The organism is Acidimicrobiia bacterium, assembly GCA_040880805.1.
In the GTDB taxonomy this organism is placed as follows: Bacteria; Actinomycetota; Acidimicrobiia; order IMCC26256; family DASPTH01; genus DASPTH01.
In genome coordinates this window covers 54,280-70,443 of sequence record JBBDHW010000022.1, presented here as the reverse complement: position 1 = coordinate 70,443, position 16,164 = coordinate 54,280, and the positions used below count along the sequence as shown (strand labels likewise).

Annotated in this window: 18 protein-coding genes and 1 tRNA gene; 11 read left to right on the top strand and 8 right to left on the bottom strand. The window is 68.7% G+C overall.

Translation table 11 applies throughout. The features are described 5' to 3' along the window. Positions 1-76 precede the first annotated feature (76 nt). A complete protein-coding gene (locus WD271_04855; GenBank protein MEX1007155.1) occupies positions 77-1,138 on the top strand; it encodes a potassium channel protein in 1,062 nt (353 codons plus the stop codon). A 29-nt stretch (positions 1,139-1,167) separates the two neighbouring features. Here the strand turns inward: WD271_04855 and WD271_04850 are convergent. Beyond that, positions 1,168-1,239 (bottom strand) — tRNA-Cys (locus WD271_04850). Positions 1,240-1,316: 77 nt separating this feature from the next. Between WD271_04850 and WD271_04845 the strand changes: the two genes are divergently transcribed. From WD271_04845 to WD271_04830, 4 genes are read left to right on the top strand one after another with little or no spacing between them, the layout of a single operon-like run. After that, complete coding sequence (locus WD271_04845) at positions 1,317-2,282, top strand: ABC transporter ATP-binding protein (GenBank protein MEX1007154.1); 966 nt, start codon at positions 1,317-1,319, stop codon at positions 2,280-2,282. Then, positions 2,279-3,109: an ABC transporter permease subunit gene (locus WD271_04840; protein ID MEX1007153.1), complete on the top strand. Its 831-nt coding sequence runs from the start codon at positions 2,279-2,281 to the stop codon at positions 3,107-3,109. The genes WD271_04845 and WD271_04840 overlap by 4 nt, the downstream gene beginning before the upstream one ends. A gap of 36 nt (positions 3,110-3,145) precedes the next feature. Further along, the gene (locus WD271_04835; protein ID MEX1007152.1) at positions 3,146-4,063 is read left to right on the top strand and encodes an alpha/beta hydrolase; all 918 of its coding nucleotides are present in this window, start codon (positions 3,146-3,148) and stop codon (positions 4,061-4,063) included. A gap of 17 nt (positions 4,064-4,080) precedes the next feature. Continuing rightward, positions 4,081-5,721, top strand: coding sequence for an AMP-binding protein (locus WD271_04830; GenBank protein MEX1007151.1), 1,641 nt, complete (start codon positions 4,081-4,083; stop codon positions 5,719-5,721). 223 nt (positions 5,722-5,944) lie between these two features. On the opposite strand, the gene WD271_04825 is transcribed toward WD271_04830, so the two are convergent. Continuing rightward, positions 5,945-6,814, bottom strand: coding sequence for an alpha/beta hydrolase (locus WD271_04825; protein MEX1007150.1), 870 nt, complete (start codon positions 6,812-6,814; stop codon positions 5,945-5,947). A 53-nt stretch (positions 6,815-6,867) separates the two neighbouring features. Here WD271_04825 and WD271_04820 point away from each other — a divergent pair, with 53 nt between their 5' ends. The 4 genes from WD271_04820 to WD271_04805 all read left to right on the top strand — a co-directional run bounded on the left by WD271_04820 (position 6,868) and on the right by WD271_04805 (position 9,631). After that, positions 6,868-7,818 (top strand): polymer-forming cytoskeletal protein, encoded by a 951-nt coding sequence (locus tag WD271_04820; protein MEX1007149.1) that lies wholly within the window; start codon positions 6,868-6,870, stop codon positions 7,816-7,818. A 62-nt stretch (positions 7,819-7,880) separates the two neighbouring features. Further along, the gene (locus WD271_04815; protein MEX1007148.1) at positions 7,881-8,003 is read left to right on the top strand and encodes a hypothetical protein; all 123 of its coding nucleotides are present in this window, start codon (positions 7,881-7,883) and stop codon (positions 8,001-8,003) included. 13 nt (positions 8,004-8,016) lie between these two features. Beyond that, positions 8,017-8,160, top strand: coding sequence for a hypothetical protein (locus WD271_04810; protein ID MEX1007147.1), 144 nt, complete (start codon positions 8,017-8,019; stop codon positions 8,158-8,160). A 28-nt stretch (positions 8,161-8,188) separates the two neighbouring features. Further along, a complete protein-coding gene (locus WD271_04805; protein MEX1007146.1) occupies positions 8,189-9,631 on the top strand; it encodes a class I adenylate-forming enzyme family protein in 1,443 nt (480 codons plus the stop codon). 20 nt (positions 9,632-9,651) lie between these two features. On the opposite strand, the gene WD271_04800 is transcribed toward WD271_04805, so the two are convergent. The 4 genes from WD271_04800 to WD271_04785 form a co-directional block, all read right to left on the bottom strand. Further along, complete coding sequence (locus WD271_04800; GenBank protein ID MEX1007145.1) at positions 9,652-10,770, bottom strand: hypothetical protein; 1,119 nt, start codon at positions 10,768-10,770, stop codon at positions 9,652-9,654. 83 nt (positions 10,771-10,853) lie between these two features. Beyond that, the gene (locus tag WD271_04795) at positions 10,854-11,054 is read right to left on the bottom strand and encodes a ferredoxin (GenBank protein ID MEX1007144.1); all 201 of its coding nucleotides are present in this window, start codon (positions 11,052-11,054) and stop codon (positions 10,854-10,856) included. A 76-nt stretch (positions 11,055-11,130) separates the two neighbouring features. Beyond that, positions 11,131-11,625 (bottom strand): LPXTG cell wall anchor domain-containing protein, encoded by a 495-nt coding sequence (locus WD271_04790; GenBank protein MEX1007143.1) that lies wholly within the window; start codon positions 11,623-11,625, stop codon positions 11,131-11,133. 296 nt (positions 11,626-11,921) lie between these two features. Further along, positions 11,922-13,073 carry an epoxide hydrolase gene (locus WD271_04785; protein ID MEX1007142.1) on the bottom strand — a complete coding sequence of 384 codons (1,152 nt, stop codon included), beginning with the start codon at positions 13,071-13,073 and terminating at the stop codon, positions 11,922-11,924. A gap of 50 nt (positions 13,074-13,123) precedes the next feature. Here WD271_04785 and WD271_04780 point away from each other — a divergent pair, with 50 nt between their 5' ends. Beyond that, entirely contained in the window at positions 13,124-13,387 is a 264-nt protein-coding gene (locus WD271_04780; GenBank protein MEX1007141.1) for a dodecin, read from the top strand. Between the two features lie 525 nt (positions 13,388-13,912). Here the strand turns inward: WD271_04780 and WD271_04775 are convergent. Together WD271_04775 and WD271_04770 are read right to left on the bottom strand one after the other, a co-directional pair. Continuing rightward, the gene (locus WD271_04775) at positions 13,913-15,139 is read right to left on the bottom strand and encodes an ABC transporter substrate-binding protein (protein MEX1007140.1); all 1,227 of its coding nucleotides are present in this window, start codon (positions 15,137-15,139) and stop codon (positions 13,913-13,915) included. After that, a complete protein-coding gene (locus WD271_04770) occupies positions 15,136-15,645 on the bottom strand; it encodes a hypothetical protein (protein MEX1007139.1) in 510 nt (169 codons plus the stop codon). Before WD271_04770 ends, WD271_04775 begins: the two co-directional genes overlap by 4 nt. Before the next feature lie 36 nt (positions 15,646-15,681). Here WD271_04770 and WD271_04765 point away from each other — a divergent pair. After that, on the top strand, positions 15,682-16,164 hold a 483-nt coding region (locus WD271_04765; protein ID MEX1007138.1), incomplete at its 3' end, for a pirin family protein.

Here is a 16,164-nt window from a genome sequence, read left to right as displayed (position 1 = left end):
TGACGCGGCTTCGTCGTACAGAACTTGGGGGTCGACCCTGGACGCCGCACACGACAGCCCGCGGGGTCTGTTCGGTTTGCTGACGAAACCGCCCCACGACGACGCACCCGTCGTCGCGTTGGTGCTCTACCGGCTCCGTTGGGCACTCCTTGCGACCGTGGCGATCGCGGCGCTGGCGACGGTCGGCTACGTGGTCACCGAGGGTTACGGCTGGCTCGATGCCCTGTACATGACCGCCATCACGCTCGGCACGGTCGGCTACGGGGAAGTTCATCCCCTCGGTACTGCGGGCCGCCTGGTCACGATCGCGCTCATCGTCGTCGGGTTCGCCACCTTCGTGTATGTCGTATCGATCCTGACCAGCCTGTTCCTCTCGGGCGACGCCCTCGCCCAGATCCGCCATCGGAGGTCGAAGCGCATGCGCGACCAGCTCCACGACCACGTCATCGTCGTCGGCTACGGCCGCGTCGGCCAAGCGGTCGTGCGCGGCATCCAAGAACTCGGGAAGCAATGCGTGGTAATCGACCGCGATCCGGCATGTGAACCGGCGATTCGCGCCGTCGGCTGTGTCGAGGTCATCGGCGACGGGACCAATCAAGAAGACCTCGGCAAGGCCGGGATCAGCCGCGCAGACGCGCTCATCGCGGCGTGTGACGCCGACTCGGAGAACCTCGTCGTCGTCCTCACCGCACGATCTATGAGAGACGACCTGCGGATCATCTCGAGAGTCAACGAGGCGACCTGGATCGAGCGCATCACACACGCGGGTGCCGATGTCGTGCAGTCTCCCTATCGGTCCTACGGGATGTCGCTCGCGGCCGCAGCAGCATCACCGGCGGTGCTCGAAACCCACGATCTCCCGGCGCTCGGACTCGGAACCGAAGAGATCCTGGTACCCACCGGTTCGCCGCTCACCGGTTCCACCCCGAGCGAGATCTCACAACAGCACCAATACGTCTACGTGGTCGGACTCAGACGCGACGACCGCCTCCGCCCCTGGCACACGATCGAGGGAGCCATACGCGCGGGCGACGTCCTCGTGGCGCTCGGCACGCCCGAACACCTCAGGGCGCTCGCCAACGATGCCGCGTCAACCCCGACGCGGGAAGCCGCCGACCCGACTCGAGCCGCCCAATAGAGGCGAGTGTCTGACCTGGACTCTCTGGGAGGCGGCGACGGGAATCGAACCCGTGTCCAGGGTTTTGCAAACCCTTGCCTGAACCACTCGGCTACGCCGCCGTGACCGTGAACGTGACACACGGCGAGGGTCGAGGTTAGCCCTTCACCCTGCGGCCTCCTGCGCCGAAACCTTCGGAATGCCGCCCAATTCCTCGGCACCCGTTGATCGTTCCGGCACGGAGCCGGCCGTCTCGCTCGTCGGGGTGCGCCGCTGCTTCGGTGACGTGGTCGCGGTCGACGGCCTCAACTTCGAGGTTCCGAGCGGAACCGTGACCGTGCTGCTCGGCCCGAACGGCGCGGGCAAGACTACCGTCGTGCGCCTCGTCACGGGAGCGTTGCGCCCGAATGCCGGCACGGTCCGCACACTCGGACTCGATCCCGACCGCGACGACGAGGGCACCGAGGTTCGTCGCCGGTGCGGCGTAGTGCCCGCCCGTCCGGCGCTGTACGACCGGCTGAGCGGCCGCGACAACCTCGCGTACGCTGCGGCGCTGTTCGAGGTGGACCCGCGCGACGCCGAACGCCGCATTCAGGAGGCGGCCGAGCGCTTCGGGATCGCCGACGCGCTCGGACAACGCGTGGGTGGCTATTCCACCGGCATGCGCGCGCGGCTCGCGCTCGCGCGTGCCGTCCTCCACGATCCGGACCTGCTCCTGCTCGACGAGCCGACCGCCGGGCTCGACCCCGAGTCCGCACGCGCGGTGCTCGGGCTCATCGACGAGATGGCCGAAGGCGGCAAGACCGTGCTGATGTGCACCCACCTGCTCCTCGAAGCCGAGGGGCTCGCCGACCAGGTGGTCGTGATGGACCACGGACGAGCGATCGTCGCCGGATCGCCCGCCGAGCTCAGCCGAAGGTACTGGCCCGCCGCGCGCGTCCTGCTCGACGCCGACGACCCCTCGGTGCTCGACCTCGCGCGCGACCTGCCATTCGTGCAGGCGTTCGAACGCAACGGGGTCGTGATGGTCGACCTCGAGCACGACACCGACGTACCCGACCTCGTCGACGCGCTCGTGCGCGCCGGCGCGCGACTGAAGCGCGTGGAACCGTGCGCGCCGAGCCTCGAAGAGCTGTATTTCAGGATCCGCAAGCAGGAGCGATGAGACGCACGCGCCAGCCGTCACGCGCGTGGGTCATCGCGCGCACCGACCTCCGCCAGTTCGTGCAGGCGCGCGACTTCTGGCTGCCGCTCGCGATCGTCGCGCTCCTGTTCTTCGTGATCATCCCGGCATTCCTGCTGCTGATCATCTCGACGATCAAGGACGTAAAGCTGGTCAACCAGCTCAGCGACGTGGTGGGGAGCCTCCCGGCCGACCTGAAGCACAGCGTGAAGGGCCAGAAGGGGCCGGTGCAGGCGTCGTATGCCCTCGCGGTCTACCTCTTCGCCCCGCTCGCGATCATCGTGCCGCTCACCGTGTCGTCGGCAGTGGGTGCGCACACGATCATCGGCGAGCGCGAGCGCGGGAGCGGCGAGTTCCTCGCGCACTCCCCCGCCACCGAACGCCAGATCTACCTCGGGAAGCTGATGGCGAGTCTCATCCCCGGCTACTTCACCGCGGCTGTGGGCTTCGCGATGTACTCGCTCGTCGTGAACCTGATCGTGGGCCCGAAGGTGGGTGGCTGGTTCTTCCCAACCGGGAACTGGTGGATCCTCATGCTCTGGGTGTTGCCACCGTTCATCGCGATCGCGCTGGCCGTGATCCTCGTGATCTCGGCGCGGGTGTCGAGTGCCGCGGCCGCGCAGCAGTCGTCGGCGCTGGCCACGCTGCCCCTGATCGTCATCGCCTATGGCGTCTCGAGCAACACGATCTTCAAGGGACAAGCACTCGCGTTCGGGATTGGCGCCCTGGCGTGGATCGTGGCGTTGCTCGCGTTGTGGCGCGCCTCGCGCGCCGTCTCGCGAGAACGACTCCTCGGCATGGGTGGCTGAAGCAGCGCGAGTGAACAGCGGTAACGTGCGCGAGTGATGAAGCGCTTCGCCGTGCTCGGCCTCGTATGCCTCGCCGTGCTCACCGTTGGCATGAGTCCGTCTGCGGCGAAGCAGACCGCGAAGCGACCTCTGCTGTTCGCGGTCGGCACCACCACGTTGCACTTCGACAACGAGGGGCGCACGCTCGACGCCACCGTCTACTACCCCGCCAAGGGCCGGGCCACCACGCTCGACATCGAGAACGCCCCTCGCGCCACAAAGTGGGGCCCGTACCCGCTGATCCTGTTCAGCGACGACTTCGGTGCGACCGCGCAGTCGTACCAACCATTGCTCCACTCGTGGGCCGAGCACGGTTACGTCGTTGCGGCACCCACGTACGCGGCACCCACAGCAGACGCAACCGACGAGAACGGCCAGGTTGTGATCGATCTGGGCGAACGGGTGACCGATGCGAGCTTCATCATCGACCGGATGGCCGACCGCGTGCAGGGCGGCTTCACCACCATCGTCGACGGCGACCATGTTGCGGTGGCCGGTCACGCGCTCGGTGCCGCCGTGACCTACGTGCTCGCGTTCAGCGTCGACGGGCGCGATGAGCGCATCAACGCCGCGGTCGCGCTCTCCGGTGGGATCGCCGGTGATGCGAGCAACTACTTCACCGGCGTCGATACGCCGCTGCTGGCGATCCACGGCGACGCCGACGAGACCGACCTGATCGACGGAACCACGGCGATCTACGCGCTCGCGCGCCCACCCAAGTTCTTCGTCACGCTGCTCGGTGGCGACCACGACACGGCCTTCGAGAAGTCGGGAAGCGCGGCGTTCCGGGTGGTCGACGAGACCACGCTCGACTTCTTCTCCGCGTACTTGGATGGCCGGCCCAGCGGGCTGCAGCAACTCGTTCGCGACGGCAAGGTCGCCGAGGTCGCGAAGATCAAGAGCGCGACACGCTAACACGGAGAAAGCAGGTCATGTACGAGAGCTTCGCCACTGTGTGGGAGGCCGTCGCCGAGGCCATCCCCGATGCAACCGCCGTCGTGCAGGGCGAGCGGCGCGTGCACTGGCGAGAGCTGGAGGAACACGCCGCCCGGCTCGCGGCGGGTCTCGCGGCCGACGGTGTCGCGCAGGGTGCACACATCGCGCTCTACTTGTTCAACTGCCCCGAGTACATGGAGTGCCTGTTCGCGTGCTCGAAGTTGCGCGCGCTCCCCGCGAACGCCAACTTCCGGTACGAGGCGGCCGAGCTGGCTGCGCTCCTCGAGAACGCGGACGCCGAGGTACTCGTCTACCACCGGTCACTCGGCGAGCGGGTCGCGGCGGTGCGCGATCGCCTGCCGAGACTGCGGTTGCTGATCGAGATCGACGACGGTGGCACAGCGCCACCGGTGCCCGGTGCGATCGGTTACGCGGAGCTGCTCGCGGCCAGCTCTCCACTCGCGCCGATCGAGCGCTCGGGAGACGACCTGCTCCTCTGGTACACGGGCGGCACCACCGGCTTCCCGAAAGGTGTCCTCTGGCACCAGGGAACCCTGCTCGACTACGGCGCTGCGTACGCGGCGGGAGTGATCGACCGGCCGGTTCCCCAATCGGTCGCCGACGCTGCCGCGTGCGCGAGCGATCTTCGCGCTCGCGACGCCGGGCCCGTCGCGCTCCTCACCACGCCACTGGTGCACGCGACCGCAGTGCATCAGTCGAACACGTGGATGTCGGTCGGTGGCACCGTCGCGCTGCTGCCGCGCGGCCCTGTCGACGGCCACGAAGTCTGCGCCACCATCGAGCGCGAGCGGGTCACGCTGCTCTCGCTCGTCGGCGACGTGATCCTGCGGCGCATCCTGCACGCGCTCGAGGACGCCGAAGCACGGGGTAGGCCCTACGACCTGTCGTCGCTCCAGCGCGTGCACAACTCGGGTGCGATGGTGAACTCGGCGCTCAAGGACGCGCTGCTGCAGCGCGGCACGATGGGCTTCTACGACTCGCTCGGATCGAGCGAGGGCGTGGGCTTCGGGCTCGCGCTCACCTCTGTGCCGGGTGAGAACACGACGGCACGGTTCGCGCTCGGGCCGCGAGCGCGGGTGCTCACCGAGGACGGCCGCGACGTCGTGCCGGGTTCGGGAGAAGCCGGCGTGCTCGCCGTCGCGCATTCGACCGCGATCGGCTACTACAACGACCCGGAACGCTCGGCCGCGACGTTCCGCGAGATCGACGGCGCTCACTACGCGGTGCCCGGCGACTGGGCCATCGTCCACGAGGACCGCACGATCACGCTGCTCGGACGCGGCTCCGGCTGCATCAACACCGGCGGCGAGAAGGTGTGGCCCGAAGAGGTCGAAGAGGTGCTGAAAGAGCACCCCGCCGTCGTCGACGCGATCGTCGTGGGTCTGCCCGACGAGGAGTGGGGCGAGTCAGTCGCCGCGGTGGTGTCGGTCAGGAGTGGCGACAACGGCGCCGCGCCCACGCCCGACGAGCTGTCGGCATGGGTGGGTGGGTGCCTGGCGTCGTACAAGCGCCCGCGACGCGTGGTGGTGGTCGATCAGGTGCAACGAACCGCGGTGGGCAAGGCCGACTACACCTGGGCGCGCACCGTGCTCGGGCTCGCAGCGGGCGATCCGTAGTCAGGATGAGTCCGGCACACGCGGCGAGCGAAGCGACGACAGAGCGAACGACCGCGAGCCGGGTATCCCGGCTCGCCGTGAGCGACCCATAGTGGAGGAGCGAACGACCGCGAGCCGGGTATCCCGGCTCGCCGTGAGCGACCCATAGTGGAGGAGCGCAGCTCGCTCGCCAGCGAGCGAGCGCCCGCGGCGCAGGTACGCTGCGACGCAGCGAACGAGCGAGTCAGGCCAGGTGCTCGCGGACGAGGGCAGCGGTGCGAGCCGTGTTCTCCTGCGGGAAGAAGTGCCCGCCGTCGAGTTGGAGGTAGGGCGCGCCCACGGCCTCGGCCTGGGCCGCGAACACCTCGGTGGGCAGATTCGAGTGGTCACCCGACGCGACGACGACCGAGCCCCGGAACTTCGGGAGGTGAGCGAACGCGTGCGGTGCGCCGTGGGGCTCGGCAGCGGCCTCGAAGCAACGCGCCTCGACCTCGGGCGCGCACGCAAGCTCCACTTCGCCGTCGTCGCGGTCGTGGAAGCCGTAGCGCAGGTACGCCGCGAGTGCGGCCGGCTCGAGCACGTCCATCGGGGGACGACTCGCGTACGACGCCCGCGCGGTCTCGCGGTCGGGCCACACCGCACGCCGTCCGCGTGCCTTCTCGGCCATCGGGTTCAGACCTCCGCCTTCGCTCGGCGGCAGAGCGCTCAGCGGCAGACCGCCCGACGGGAACGCGATGGCCTCGCACAGCAGCGCCTTGCGCACGATCCCCGGACGGATCTCGTCGAGAAGGATCGCGACCGCGCCTCCCATGGAGTGACCGAGCACCACGATCTCCTCGAAGCCGAGCGCGTCGAGCACCGCGAACACGTCACCGGCAACGTTCGGGAACGTACACGCCCTCAGGTCGGCCGGACGTTCGCTCGCGCCGTGGCCACGAACGTCGACGCCGATCGGGTGGTACTCGCCACGCAGCTCCCGTGCGAGCGGGTCGAAGAACCCCGCGCAGAAACCATTCGGGTGCTGCAGCAACAGCGGCGGTCCGTCGCCACCCCAGTCGAGGGCAGCGATGCGGAGGCCATCGTGCTCGATCGTGATCGTGCGAGGATCGGCCACGGCGGCGCACGCTACCTGAAGGCCATACTGATCGGACCCATGGGGAGGTCGCGATGAAGCAGTACGCGCGAGTGACGGGATTCCTGCTGGCATTCGGTGCCGTGATGTTCGGCGCGGTGATGCTCGTCGCCGCGCCGGCATTCGCCGCGACGCACCACGACGATCCGAACAACCAGATCGTCATCACCGGCAGCGTCGACGTTCGCAGTGGTGATGTGGTCAACCGAGTGCTGATCTTCGACGGCGATGTCCGCGTCGACGGCCGCGTGCGCGACTGGGTCTTCGCGTTCAACGGCAACGTCACCATCGACGGTCACGTCGGCGGCGACGTCACCGCGCTGAACGGTCGAGTCGTGGTCACCGCGTCCGGCTCGGTCGCCGGCGACGTCGTCTCGAGCGACCGGCCGGCGATCGCGAAGCGGTCATCGGTGCAGGGTGACGTCGACCGCGCCCGCCGCCGCTTCGCGCTCGGCCGGCTCGGCGCCATCGGGCGGATCGTGCTCTGGATCGCGGCGACGGTCTCCAGCTTCCTGCTCGGGGGGGCGCTGTTGCTCGTCGCGCCGCGTGCCGCCGAGGCGACTGCACGCGCCGGGCGCACCGCGATCGGACCGGCGATCGGGCTCGGCTTCGCCGTTGCGATCGGCGTCCCCGTCGTGGGCGTGCTCCTGTCGGTGACGATCATCGGCCTGCCGCTCGGCCTGGCCACGCTGTTCGCGCTCGCGCTCCTCTACGGCGTCGGGTACGTCGTCGGCTGCTACTTCCTGGGGCGCTTGATCGGAAAGGAACCGCGGAACCGCCTGCTCGCGTTCCTCATCGGGTGGGGGATCCTGCGCGTTGCGGCCATCGTGCCGGTCCTGGGCGGCCTCAGCCTCGCGGCGGCAACGATCTACGGGCTGGGCTGTCTGACCGTCGCGGTGTTCCGTGCTCGAGGAGCCGGGAGTGGAGGAGCCGGCGCGAGCGAGGAGCCGGTCGTCGAGCCGTCGTCGGAGGTCGCGCCGGCCTGAGGAAGACGACGGCCGACCGCCGACTGGCAAGAAGTCCGATCGATTTCGGTATCCTGCTTCGTATGCCGACTGCACCGGGGACTCGCTTGCGCTGCGCGGAGTGCGAAACGGAGATCATCGTCGTCAAGGGCACCGACGGCGAGGTGTCGTGCTGCGGGGCACCGATGGCCCCGCGCGAAGGGTAACGGGGGAAGCGGGATGCCGAATCTGATGGGCAAGCGATACACGTGCACGGCCTGTGAGGCGACCGTGCTCGTCACCAAGGCCGGCGAGGGCGAGCTGAGCTGCCATTCGCAGCCCATGGAGATCGCCCAGGCCAAGCCCCTCCCCTCCTCCGACTGACCCACGCCGCCGAGCCGCAGGACTCGCCATGAACCTCGCGATGATCCTCGAGATGGCCGCCGACGCCCTCGGCGACCGGATCGCGATCGGGAGCCTCGACGACGGCCTCTCCTACGAGCAACTGCGACGGGCCGCCCGCGCCATCGCCGATCGCGTCGAAGACTCGGGGGCAACGCACCTCGCCCTCATCGAGCCGAACGGCCCCATCGTCCCCGCTGCGCTCTTCGGCGCTGCGTGGGCCGGCGTGAGCTACGCGCCGCTGAACTACCGCCTCCCCGACGCGTCGCTCGACGAGCTCATCGCGCGCATCCAGCCGTCGATCACCGCGGGCACGCATTGGGTCGATCCCGAGAGTGGGTCCCACCGCGCGTTCCCCGACGCGCCTGATCTCCCGGCGGTCCTGCTCTTCACGAGCGGCACGGCGGCGGCACCGAAGGCGGCGGTGCTCGAGCACGACCAGCTCCTCGCCTACGTGTTCAACACCGTGGAGTTCGGGTCGGCAGGCGTTGACGAGGCCTCGCTCATGTCCTCTCCGCCGTTCCACATCGCAGGGGTCACCGCGATGCTGAGCTCCACGTACAGCGGGCGTCGGGTGGTGCCACTGCCCGGCGTGCGCTTCTCACCCGAGGAGTGGGTCGAGACCGCGCGTCGCGAGTCGATCACGCACGCGTTCGTGGTGCCCACGATGCTCGCTCGGATCGTGCACGTGATGGAGGGCGACCCCGACGCGCGCATCCCGAGCCTGCGGAACCTCGTGTACGGAGGGGCGCGGACGCCCACGCCGATCCTCGAACGCGCGCTCGAGCTCTTCCCGGAGACCGATTTCGTCAACGCGTACGGGCTCACCGAGACGAGCAGTACCGTTTGTCTGCTCGGACCCGACGAGCACCGGCTCGCAATGTACAGCGACGACCCGGTGTGGACGGCACGGCTGTCGTCGGTCGGACTGCCGGTGCCCGGGATCGAGGTGCGGATCGTCGACGAGAGCGGCACCTACGTGGGCATCGACTCGCCGGGCGAGATCCAGATCCGCGGCGCGCAGGTGAGCGGCGCGTATGCCGACACCGAATCCCGGACCGATGCCGACGGCTGGTTGCACACCGGCGACCGCGGCTGGCTCGACGTCGACGGCTACTTGTTCTGCGAGGGGCGCGCCGACGACACGATCATTCGCGGGGGCGAGAACATCGGTCCCGCCGAGATCGAGGACGCGTTGCTCACGCACGACGCGGTGTCGGCGGCAGCGGTCGTCGGTCTGCCCGACGAGGAATGGGGCGAGCGGATCGTTGCCGCAGTCACGCTGCGTCCGGGCGTCGACGAGATCGACACCGAGCACCTGCGCGAGTGGGTCCGTGAGCGTGTCGGTTCGCTCAAGACCCCCGAGCAGGTCGAGATCCGCGACGAGCTCCCCCAGACTGCCACCGGCAAGATCCTCCGCCGCCAGCTCCGCACCGAGCTCGCCGGCCACTAGTTCAGCCGTCAAGGGGGAGGTCAGCGCTCCAGGGTTGCGAGGTCGGGGTGAGCGGCGACGTCGGTGGCGAGGCGGTCGAGGCGGTCGGCGCGACCCTTCAACGTGCCGTCGAGGAAGTCGACGGTGGCCGTGCTCACGAGCTCGAAGTGCGCGTTGCCGGGGCGGTTGTAGGGCGGCACGTGGCTGGCGTTGAGCAGCGTGAGCATCCATCGCGGCGCGGTGAGGTTCTCCCGATCCCAGTCGATCGAGTGCTGGTATGGGTCGTACTCGTCGTTCGTCTCGATCACGTGAAGGATCGGCATTCCCGTGTCGCGCATGGGGTCGACGGCCGCGTTGGAGAGGTCGCCCGCCATCGCGATCACGGCGCGGATCCGCCCCTCGCGGCAGCAGATGGCAAAGCCGAGGGTGAAACTCACCATCTCGCCGTCGGAGTGACCGGCGGCGGCGATGCGCGTGCCGTCGACCAGCCCGCCGATCGGTGTCTCCGCGCTGCTCGCGAGCGTCTGGGAGATCACGAACGAGGCGTCGCCGAACAGCTTGCTGTAGTCGACGTGGCTCGCGCCGCCGGGTATGCCGCTCAGGATCGGGAACGTCGGCCCGGCGACGACGTAACCCGCGCTCGCCCACCGCTCGAGCATCGGCGCGTAGAAGTTTGCGGTCTGGTCGTAGCCGTGCACGAAGAGCACGAGCGGGTACGGGCCGTGCGCGCGATCAGGAGCTCCCCCGTCACTGACCGCGGGATACCAGAACGTAGTGGCGAGCGTGCGGTTCGAGGCACCGCCGAAGATCCCGTTCGGAGACGTGGAGCGCGTCGAGTCGACGTACGTCGCGTCGTAGGTGGTCACCGCGTACCGGCGGTCGACGTCGATCGGCGCGGTTCCGGCCGCGGTTGTGGTCGTGGACGGCTCACCCGAAGTCGAAGTGGCGTCGGGCACCGCGCTCGTGATCGACGGCGGCGGTGCCGCGGGGCGTGCTGCGTCGCCATCCCCGTCACCGCCCGAGAGCACCGATCTGAGCACCGCCACGCCCACACCGGCCGCCAGCACGACGATCCCGGCCACCGCAGCGCCGATCAGGCGCTGACGCCTCCGGTGGCGCGCGTGCCGGAGCTCAGATCGGTTCGTCGGGGGGCTCGACACCGCCAGAACGGTAGCGAGGGCGAACGGATGATCCGTGGCGCGCCGACGTGCGAATCGTCCCCGGCACGGGCGCGCTCACCGAGCTAGAGATCGTTGATCTTGATGGCCTGCTTCGGGCACTGCCGTACGGCCTGCTCACACTTCTCGCGGAGATCGTCGGGCGGATTCTCCTGCAGGACGTAGAGGAAGTTGTCGTCGCGGACTTCAAAGACTTCCGGGACGATGCCCATACAGATGGCGTTGCTCTCGCAGAGGTCGAAGTCGACCACGACCTTCCAGGCCATTGTGCCTCCCTGTGGCTGAGAGGCCGATGCTAACCCGAAGCGGTATCGGGCGAGAGCAGCAGAGCGCAGATTGCAGCTAGGCCGTGATCTTGTTGCGCCGGCGCGCGCCCATGGTGAGCACGAGGCCCACGACGAGCGCGGCGATGCCGATCAGCACGAACGAGTGCGTGTTGTTCGAACCGGTGAACGCCAGCGCCCGCGAAGCTTCGGCGGCCTTGACGCGTACGACCAACGAGCCCCCAGGGTCGGCACAGCCGGTGGCGTACGCGTTCTCGTCGCCGTAGAAGTAATTCACCGTGATGTCGGCGGCCGCGGTGAGATGCACCGGGATCGAGAACTGCAGGCTCGCGTCGACGACGACGGCGCCCGGCTGCTCCACACCGTTGACGTACGCCTTGACGGTGACACCCGCTATCGGCACGGATCCGGCCACGACGACATCGGCGGGGAACGTGGTGACCGGGTTTGGAGTAACCGTGAACGTGCACGGACCCGGCGAAGGCGGTGCCTCATCGGCTGCGGCCGATGTCGCGAGCACCGCCACGGAGGCGAGCGCCGCGATCGCGCTCACCACAGCGATCCGGGTGAGCCTACGCACCGAGGTGTGCACGTTCCTGCCTCCTGAGAGGGCCCTGGTCAACGGTGCGGCCAATAGGCCACCTTCCGCAGTTGGACCATACTCACATACCGGCCAAGGCATGTCGAGTCTATCGGTGCGCGGACCGCAAGCCCTTGAGGCGACCGGGCCGGGGGCTGTGCCGCCGGTCACCTGACCAGGGGTCGCTCACTACGAGCCGGGGGTCGCTCACTACGAGCCGGCGAGGGCGAGGGCGCCGCCGGCGGCCAGCAAGCCCCACGCGAGCCCGTTCAGCGCACCATCCGGAAAAAGCTGCGCACGTCGTCGACGAGCAGTTCGGGCTGTTCCAGCGCGGCGAAGTGACCGCCGCGGGGCATGTCGGTCCAGTGGACGATGTTGTACCGCTGTTCGGCCCACGAACGCGGGAACCGGAGCACCTCTCTCGGGAACGCAGCCACGCCGACCGGGGGCTCGACGCGCGCGTCCGGCGCGAACGCACCGCCGTGCTCGACCTCGTAGTAGAGACGCCCGGCGGAGTGGGCGGTGCCGGTGAGCCAGTACAGCATGATGTTGTCGAGCATCTTGTCCTTCGTGAGGCATCGCTCGACGTCGCCGTCGCAGTCGGTCCATGCACGGAACTTCTCGACGATCCACGCCGCGAGACCCGCAGGCGAATCGTCGAGCGCGTAGCCGATGGTCTGTGGACGCGTGCCCTGGATCCGCGCGTAGCCGTTCTCGTCGCGGTTGTAGTGCTCGAGCGACGCCAGCGAATCGCGCGCGTCGTCGCCGAGTGCACTCAGGTCGAGATCCGGCGGCGGGAACGCGATGACCATGTTGAGATGAATTCCTGCGACGTGCTCCGGGTCGGCGAGCCCGATCTGCGTGGAGATCATCGACCCCCAGTCGCCGCCCTGTGCGCCGTAGCGCGAATAGCCGAGTGCGGCCATGAGCTCCGCGAACACCTGCGCGACCCGTCCCGAGTTCCACCCGCGTTCGCGCGTGGGGCCCGAGAACGCGTAGCCGGGTATCGACGGGCAGACCACGTGGAACGCGTCCTGCGGATCGCCACCGTGCGCGCGCGGGTTGGAGAGTGGCCCGATGATCTCGAGGAACTCGACAATCGATCCCGGCCAGCCGTGCGTGATGATGAGTGGGAGCGCGTCGGCCTCGGGTGAGCGCGCGTGCAGGAAGTGCACGCGGGCGCCGTCGATCTCGGTGAGAAAGTGTTCGAACGCGTTCAGCTGAGCTTCGGCGCGTCGCCAGTCGTACTCGTCGCGCCAGTACGCGAGCAGCTCCGACAGATAGCCGAGCTCCGTGCCGTAGTCCCAGCCTGCATCACGAATCCGTTCGGGCAGACGAGTGCGCAGCAACCGCTCGTGGAGATCGTCGAGCGCGAGCTCGGGAATCTCGATGCGGAACGGCTCAATTGCAAGGTCAGCCATCGCGCGCAACCTATCCCCAACCGGAGCGGGCGCGCGGCGCCGGGCGTATCCTGCGATCCCCAGTTTGCCGCGCAGAACGGAGCACCCTCGTGGAGCACACCTACAAGATCACGGAGATCGTCGGATCTTCGCCCGGCAGTATCGACGAAGCGATCCGAAACGGCATCGGCCGCGCCGCGAAGACGCTCCGCAACCTCGACTGGTTCGAGGTCACCGACATCCGAGGCGCGCTCAGCGACGGCGAAGTGGGTTGGTACCAGGTGACGATGAAGGTGGGTTTCCGTCTCGAAGACGGTGATGAGCGCACCTCTTGATTCGTTGGCAGCTTCACTGGCGGGTCGCAGCGGTAGGGCTCGGCGAGGAAGCGATTCGCGGTGAGCTTCCGACCGACCTTCCCCAGCACGTCCAGCAAGAAGTCGGCGGAGAAGTAGCCCTCGGCAACGGCCGGCGTGATCAGGGCCGCCGAGTCGACCACGCGCACGTCGGCGACCATGCGGCGGATCGCGGGCGTGTCGGCTTCGACCGGCGCGATCGGGACCAGCATTGTGAGCCCGGCGCCGATCGCCGGCACGGCCGGGGCGTAGAAGGCGTCGCCGACCACCACCGTCCCCGTGTAGCCGAGAGCCGCGAGTTGCTGCGCGAACGAGCCCGCCCACCGTGACCGTCGTGCGCGTGACGCCGCGCTCGGCGGGAGCAGACGTCGCCGTGGGAACGGCCGCGAGCGCAGCCACAATCGTTCCGACTCCCGCGACCACCATCGCGTGCAGCATCGGAGGACCCTACGATGTCGCCCCGTGCAGATCGGTCGCGGCCGAGCTCGACGAGCTCGGCTACAGCGCTCACTGCTTGACCGGCACGACCTTCCCGCACATGTAGGGCACCAGCACCGAGAAGGCAGCTCCGTCGCTACGCACGAGCGAGCCGCACGGAGTGGATGCATTGTGCGCGGCGGGGAACTTCGTGGGCCCAACCGTGTTCGCGACCTGGTAGGTGAAGCCCTTGTTCGCCTTCTTCAACAGCCGGGTGACGGTGAGGTTCTTTCCCGCTCGCTTCAACGCCGCGATGAACAGATCGGCCGACCAGTATCCAGCGGCGACGGCCTGATCAATAGGCAGGTCGGGAGCGATCGCGTGCACGTCGGTCACGAGCTGCTGCATCGCGGGGTTCGTGGCGGCGGTTTCGACTGCGGCGGTCTGCAACATCACCGCAGATCCGGCTGCCGTCGCGACGAGATCCGGGTCGTACTCGATGGCGTCGGTGAACAGCCCGGAGTACCCGTCGTCGCGAAGCGCTTTCTGCATTGCTGCGATGTTCGAGTACGAACCGACGACGAACACAGCGTCCGGTGGCCTTCCCGCATTTGCAGCGAGAACTCCGCCCGCGATCCCTCCGTAGTCTCCGACCGCAGGCACCGGCAGGCTGCTCGTGGCCGCCGCGACGGTGATGCCCGCGCTCTTCACCGCGGTCGTCAGCGAGCTGAGAACGAACTGGCCGGAGGGTGTGTTCTCGGTGAGCAACACCGCGCTGGGGTTCGCGACCTGCGGACCGAGTGCGGTCTTCACGAGCACACCCCAGGCGTTGCTCGCGGTGCGCCCGCCCGGCGGGAACAGGCAGCCGGTGAACCCGAAGCCGTACGCGTTGCCACAGAAGTTCGAGCTCAGTGCCCACCCGAAATACGGGACCTTCTGGTCGGTGAGGTCCTTCACCGCGCCCAGGTCGGGCGTGACCACCGGAACCACCGCGAACACCTGGTCCTGCTGCACGAGTTGTGCGCCCGCCTGCTGGTTCGTCACGCCGACACCCGTGTCGTCGCGGAGACCGACGTAGTCGATCGTGCGGCCGTTCACGCCACCCGCCGCGTTCTCGCGCTGGAACCGAGCCTTTGCGCCGACGGCGGCGCCGGAGTAGAGCAGCGAGTAGCCCAGCCCGCCGACCTTGATCGTCGTGGGGGTGACCCCGCGAACAACGGCAAGCTGCGAGCCGACGGCGACGGCGACGGCGCCATGCGCGCTGACCGTTCCGAGCAGCGCGAGCAGCGCGGTGCAGATCACCACACGTCGCCTCATGCCGACTCCCGGAGCGCGGGTGCGAGTTGGTCGAGCAACTCGCGGATCTGATTGGCACACTCGTGAAACACGGCTTCGTCGCCTCCGGCGGGATCGTCGACGTCTTCCCAATGCTCGAGGGCAACGGTGTCGAGGTTCAACGACGCGACGCGTTCGGCAAGCTGGCCCGAGGTCGCGGGAAGATCGCGCGCGAGCCGCTTGAGGGTCGCCGTACGCGCCGCGGCCTTCGGGTGCACCCGCCGGACGAACTGGACGTGCTCGCGCGCCATCGCCACCACGAGGTCAGCCTCACGCAGGTCGTCGGAGGAGAGCTGGCGGCTCCGGTGCGAGTGGTCGTTCACGCCGAGCGCGACGAGTGCGCCCCGCGTGCGGAGGCTCATGGGCAGCCCCTCGACCACGTGCGTGCCGCGGGTGGCGACCACGATCTCGGAGTGGTCGGCGAGCAGCGCGCCGGCCATGACCGACCGCGCGGCGTTACCGGTGCAGAGAGCGACGACGAGGGGCATCGCTGCCGCAGCCTAACTGCCCTCTACGCTGCGCCCATGGCTGTGGACGTACGCCGCGCTGCCGACCGGTTCCACACACAGATCGACTGGCTCGATTCCCGGCACAGCTTCAGCTTCGGCAGCCACTACGACCCGGCCAACACCCATCACGGGCTGCTGCTCGTGAACAACGACGACGTGATCCGCGGTGGCGGTGGCTTCAGCACGCACTCGCACGCGGATATGGAGATCGTCACCTGGGTCCTCGACGGCAAGCTCGAGCACCGCGACAGCACCGGCACCGTGGGCGTGATCTACGCGGGGCTCGCGCAAAGAATGAGCGCAGGATCGGGTATCTCCCACTCCGAGATGAACGCCAGCGCGACCGCCGACGTGCACCTCGTGCAGATGTGGGTGCGTCCGGACACGAAGGGAATCGAGCCCGGGTACGAGCAGCACGACGTGAGCGAGGCGCTTACGAGCGGCAACCTCGTCACGGTCGCCTCGGGCGACCCCACCAAGGCCGATGGTGGTGCCAAT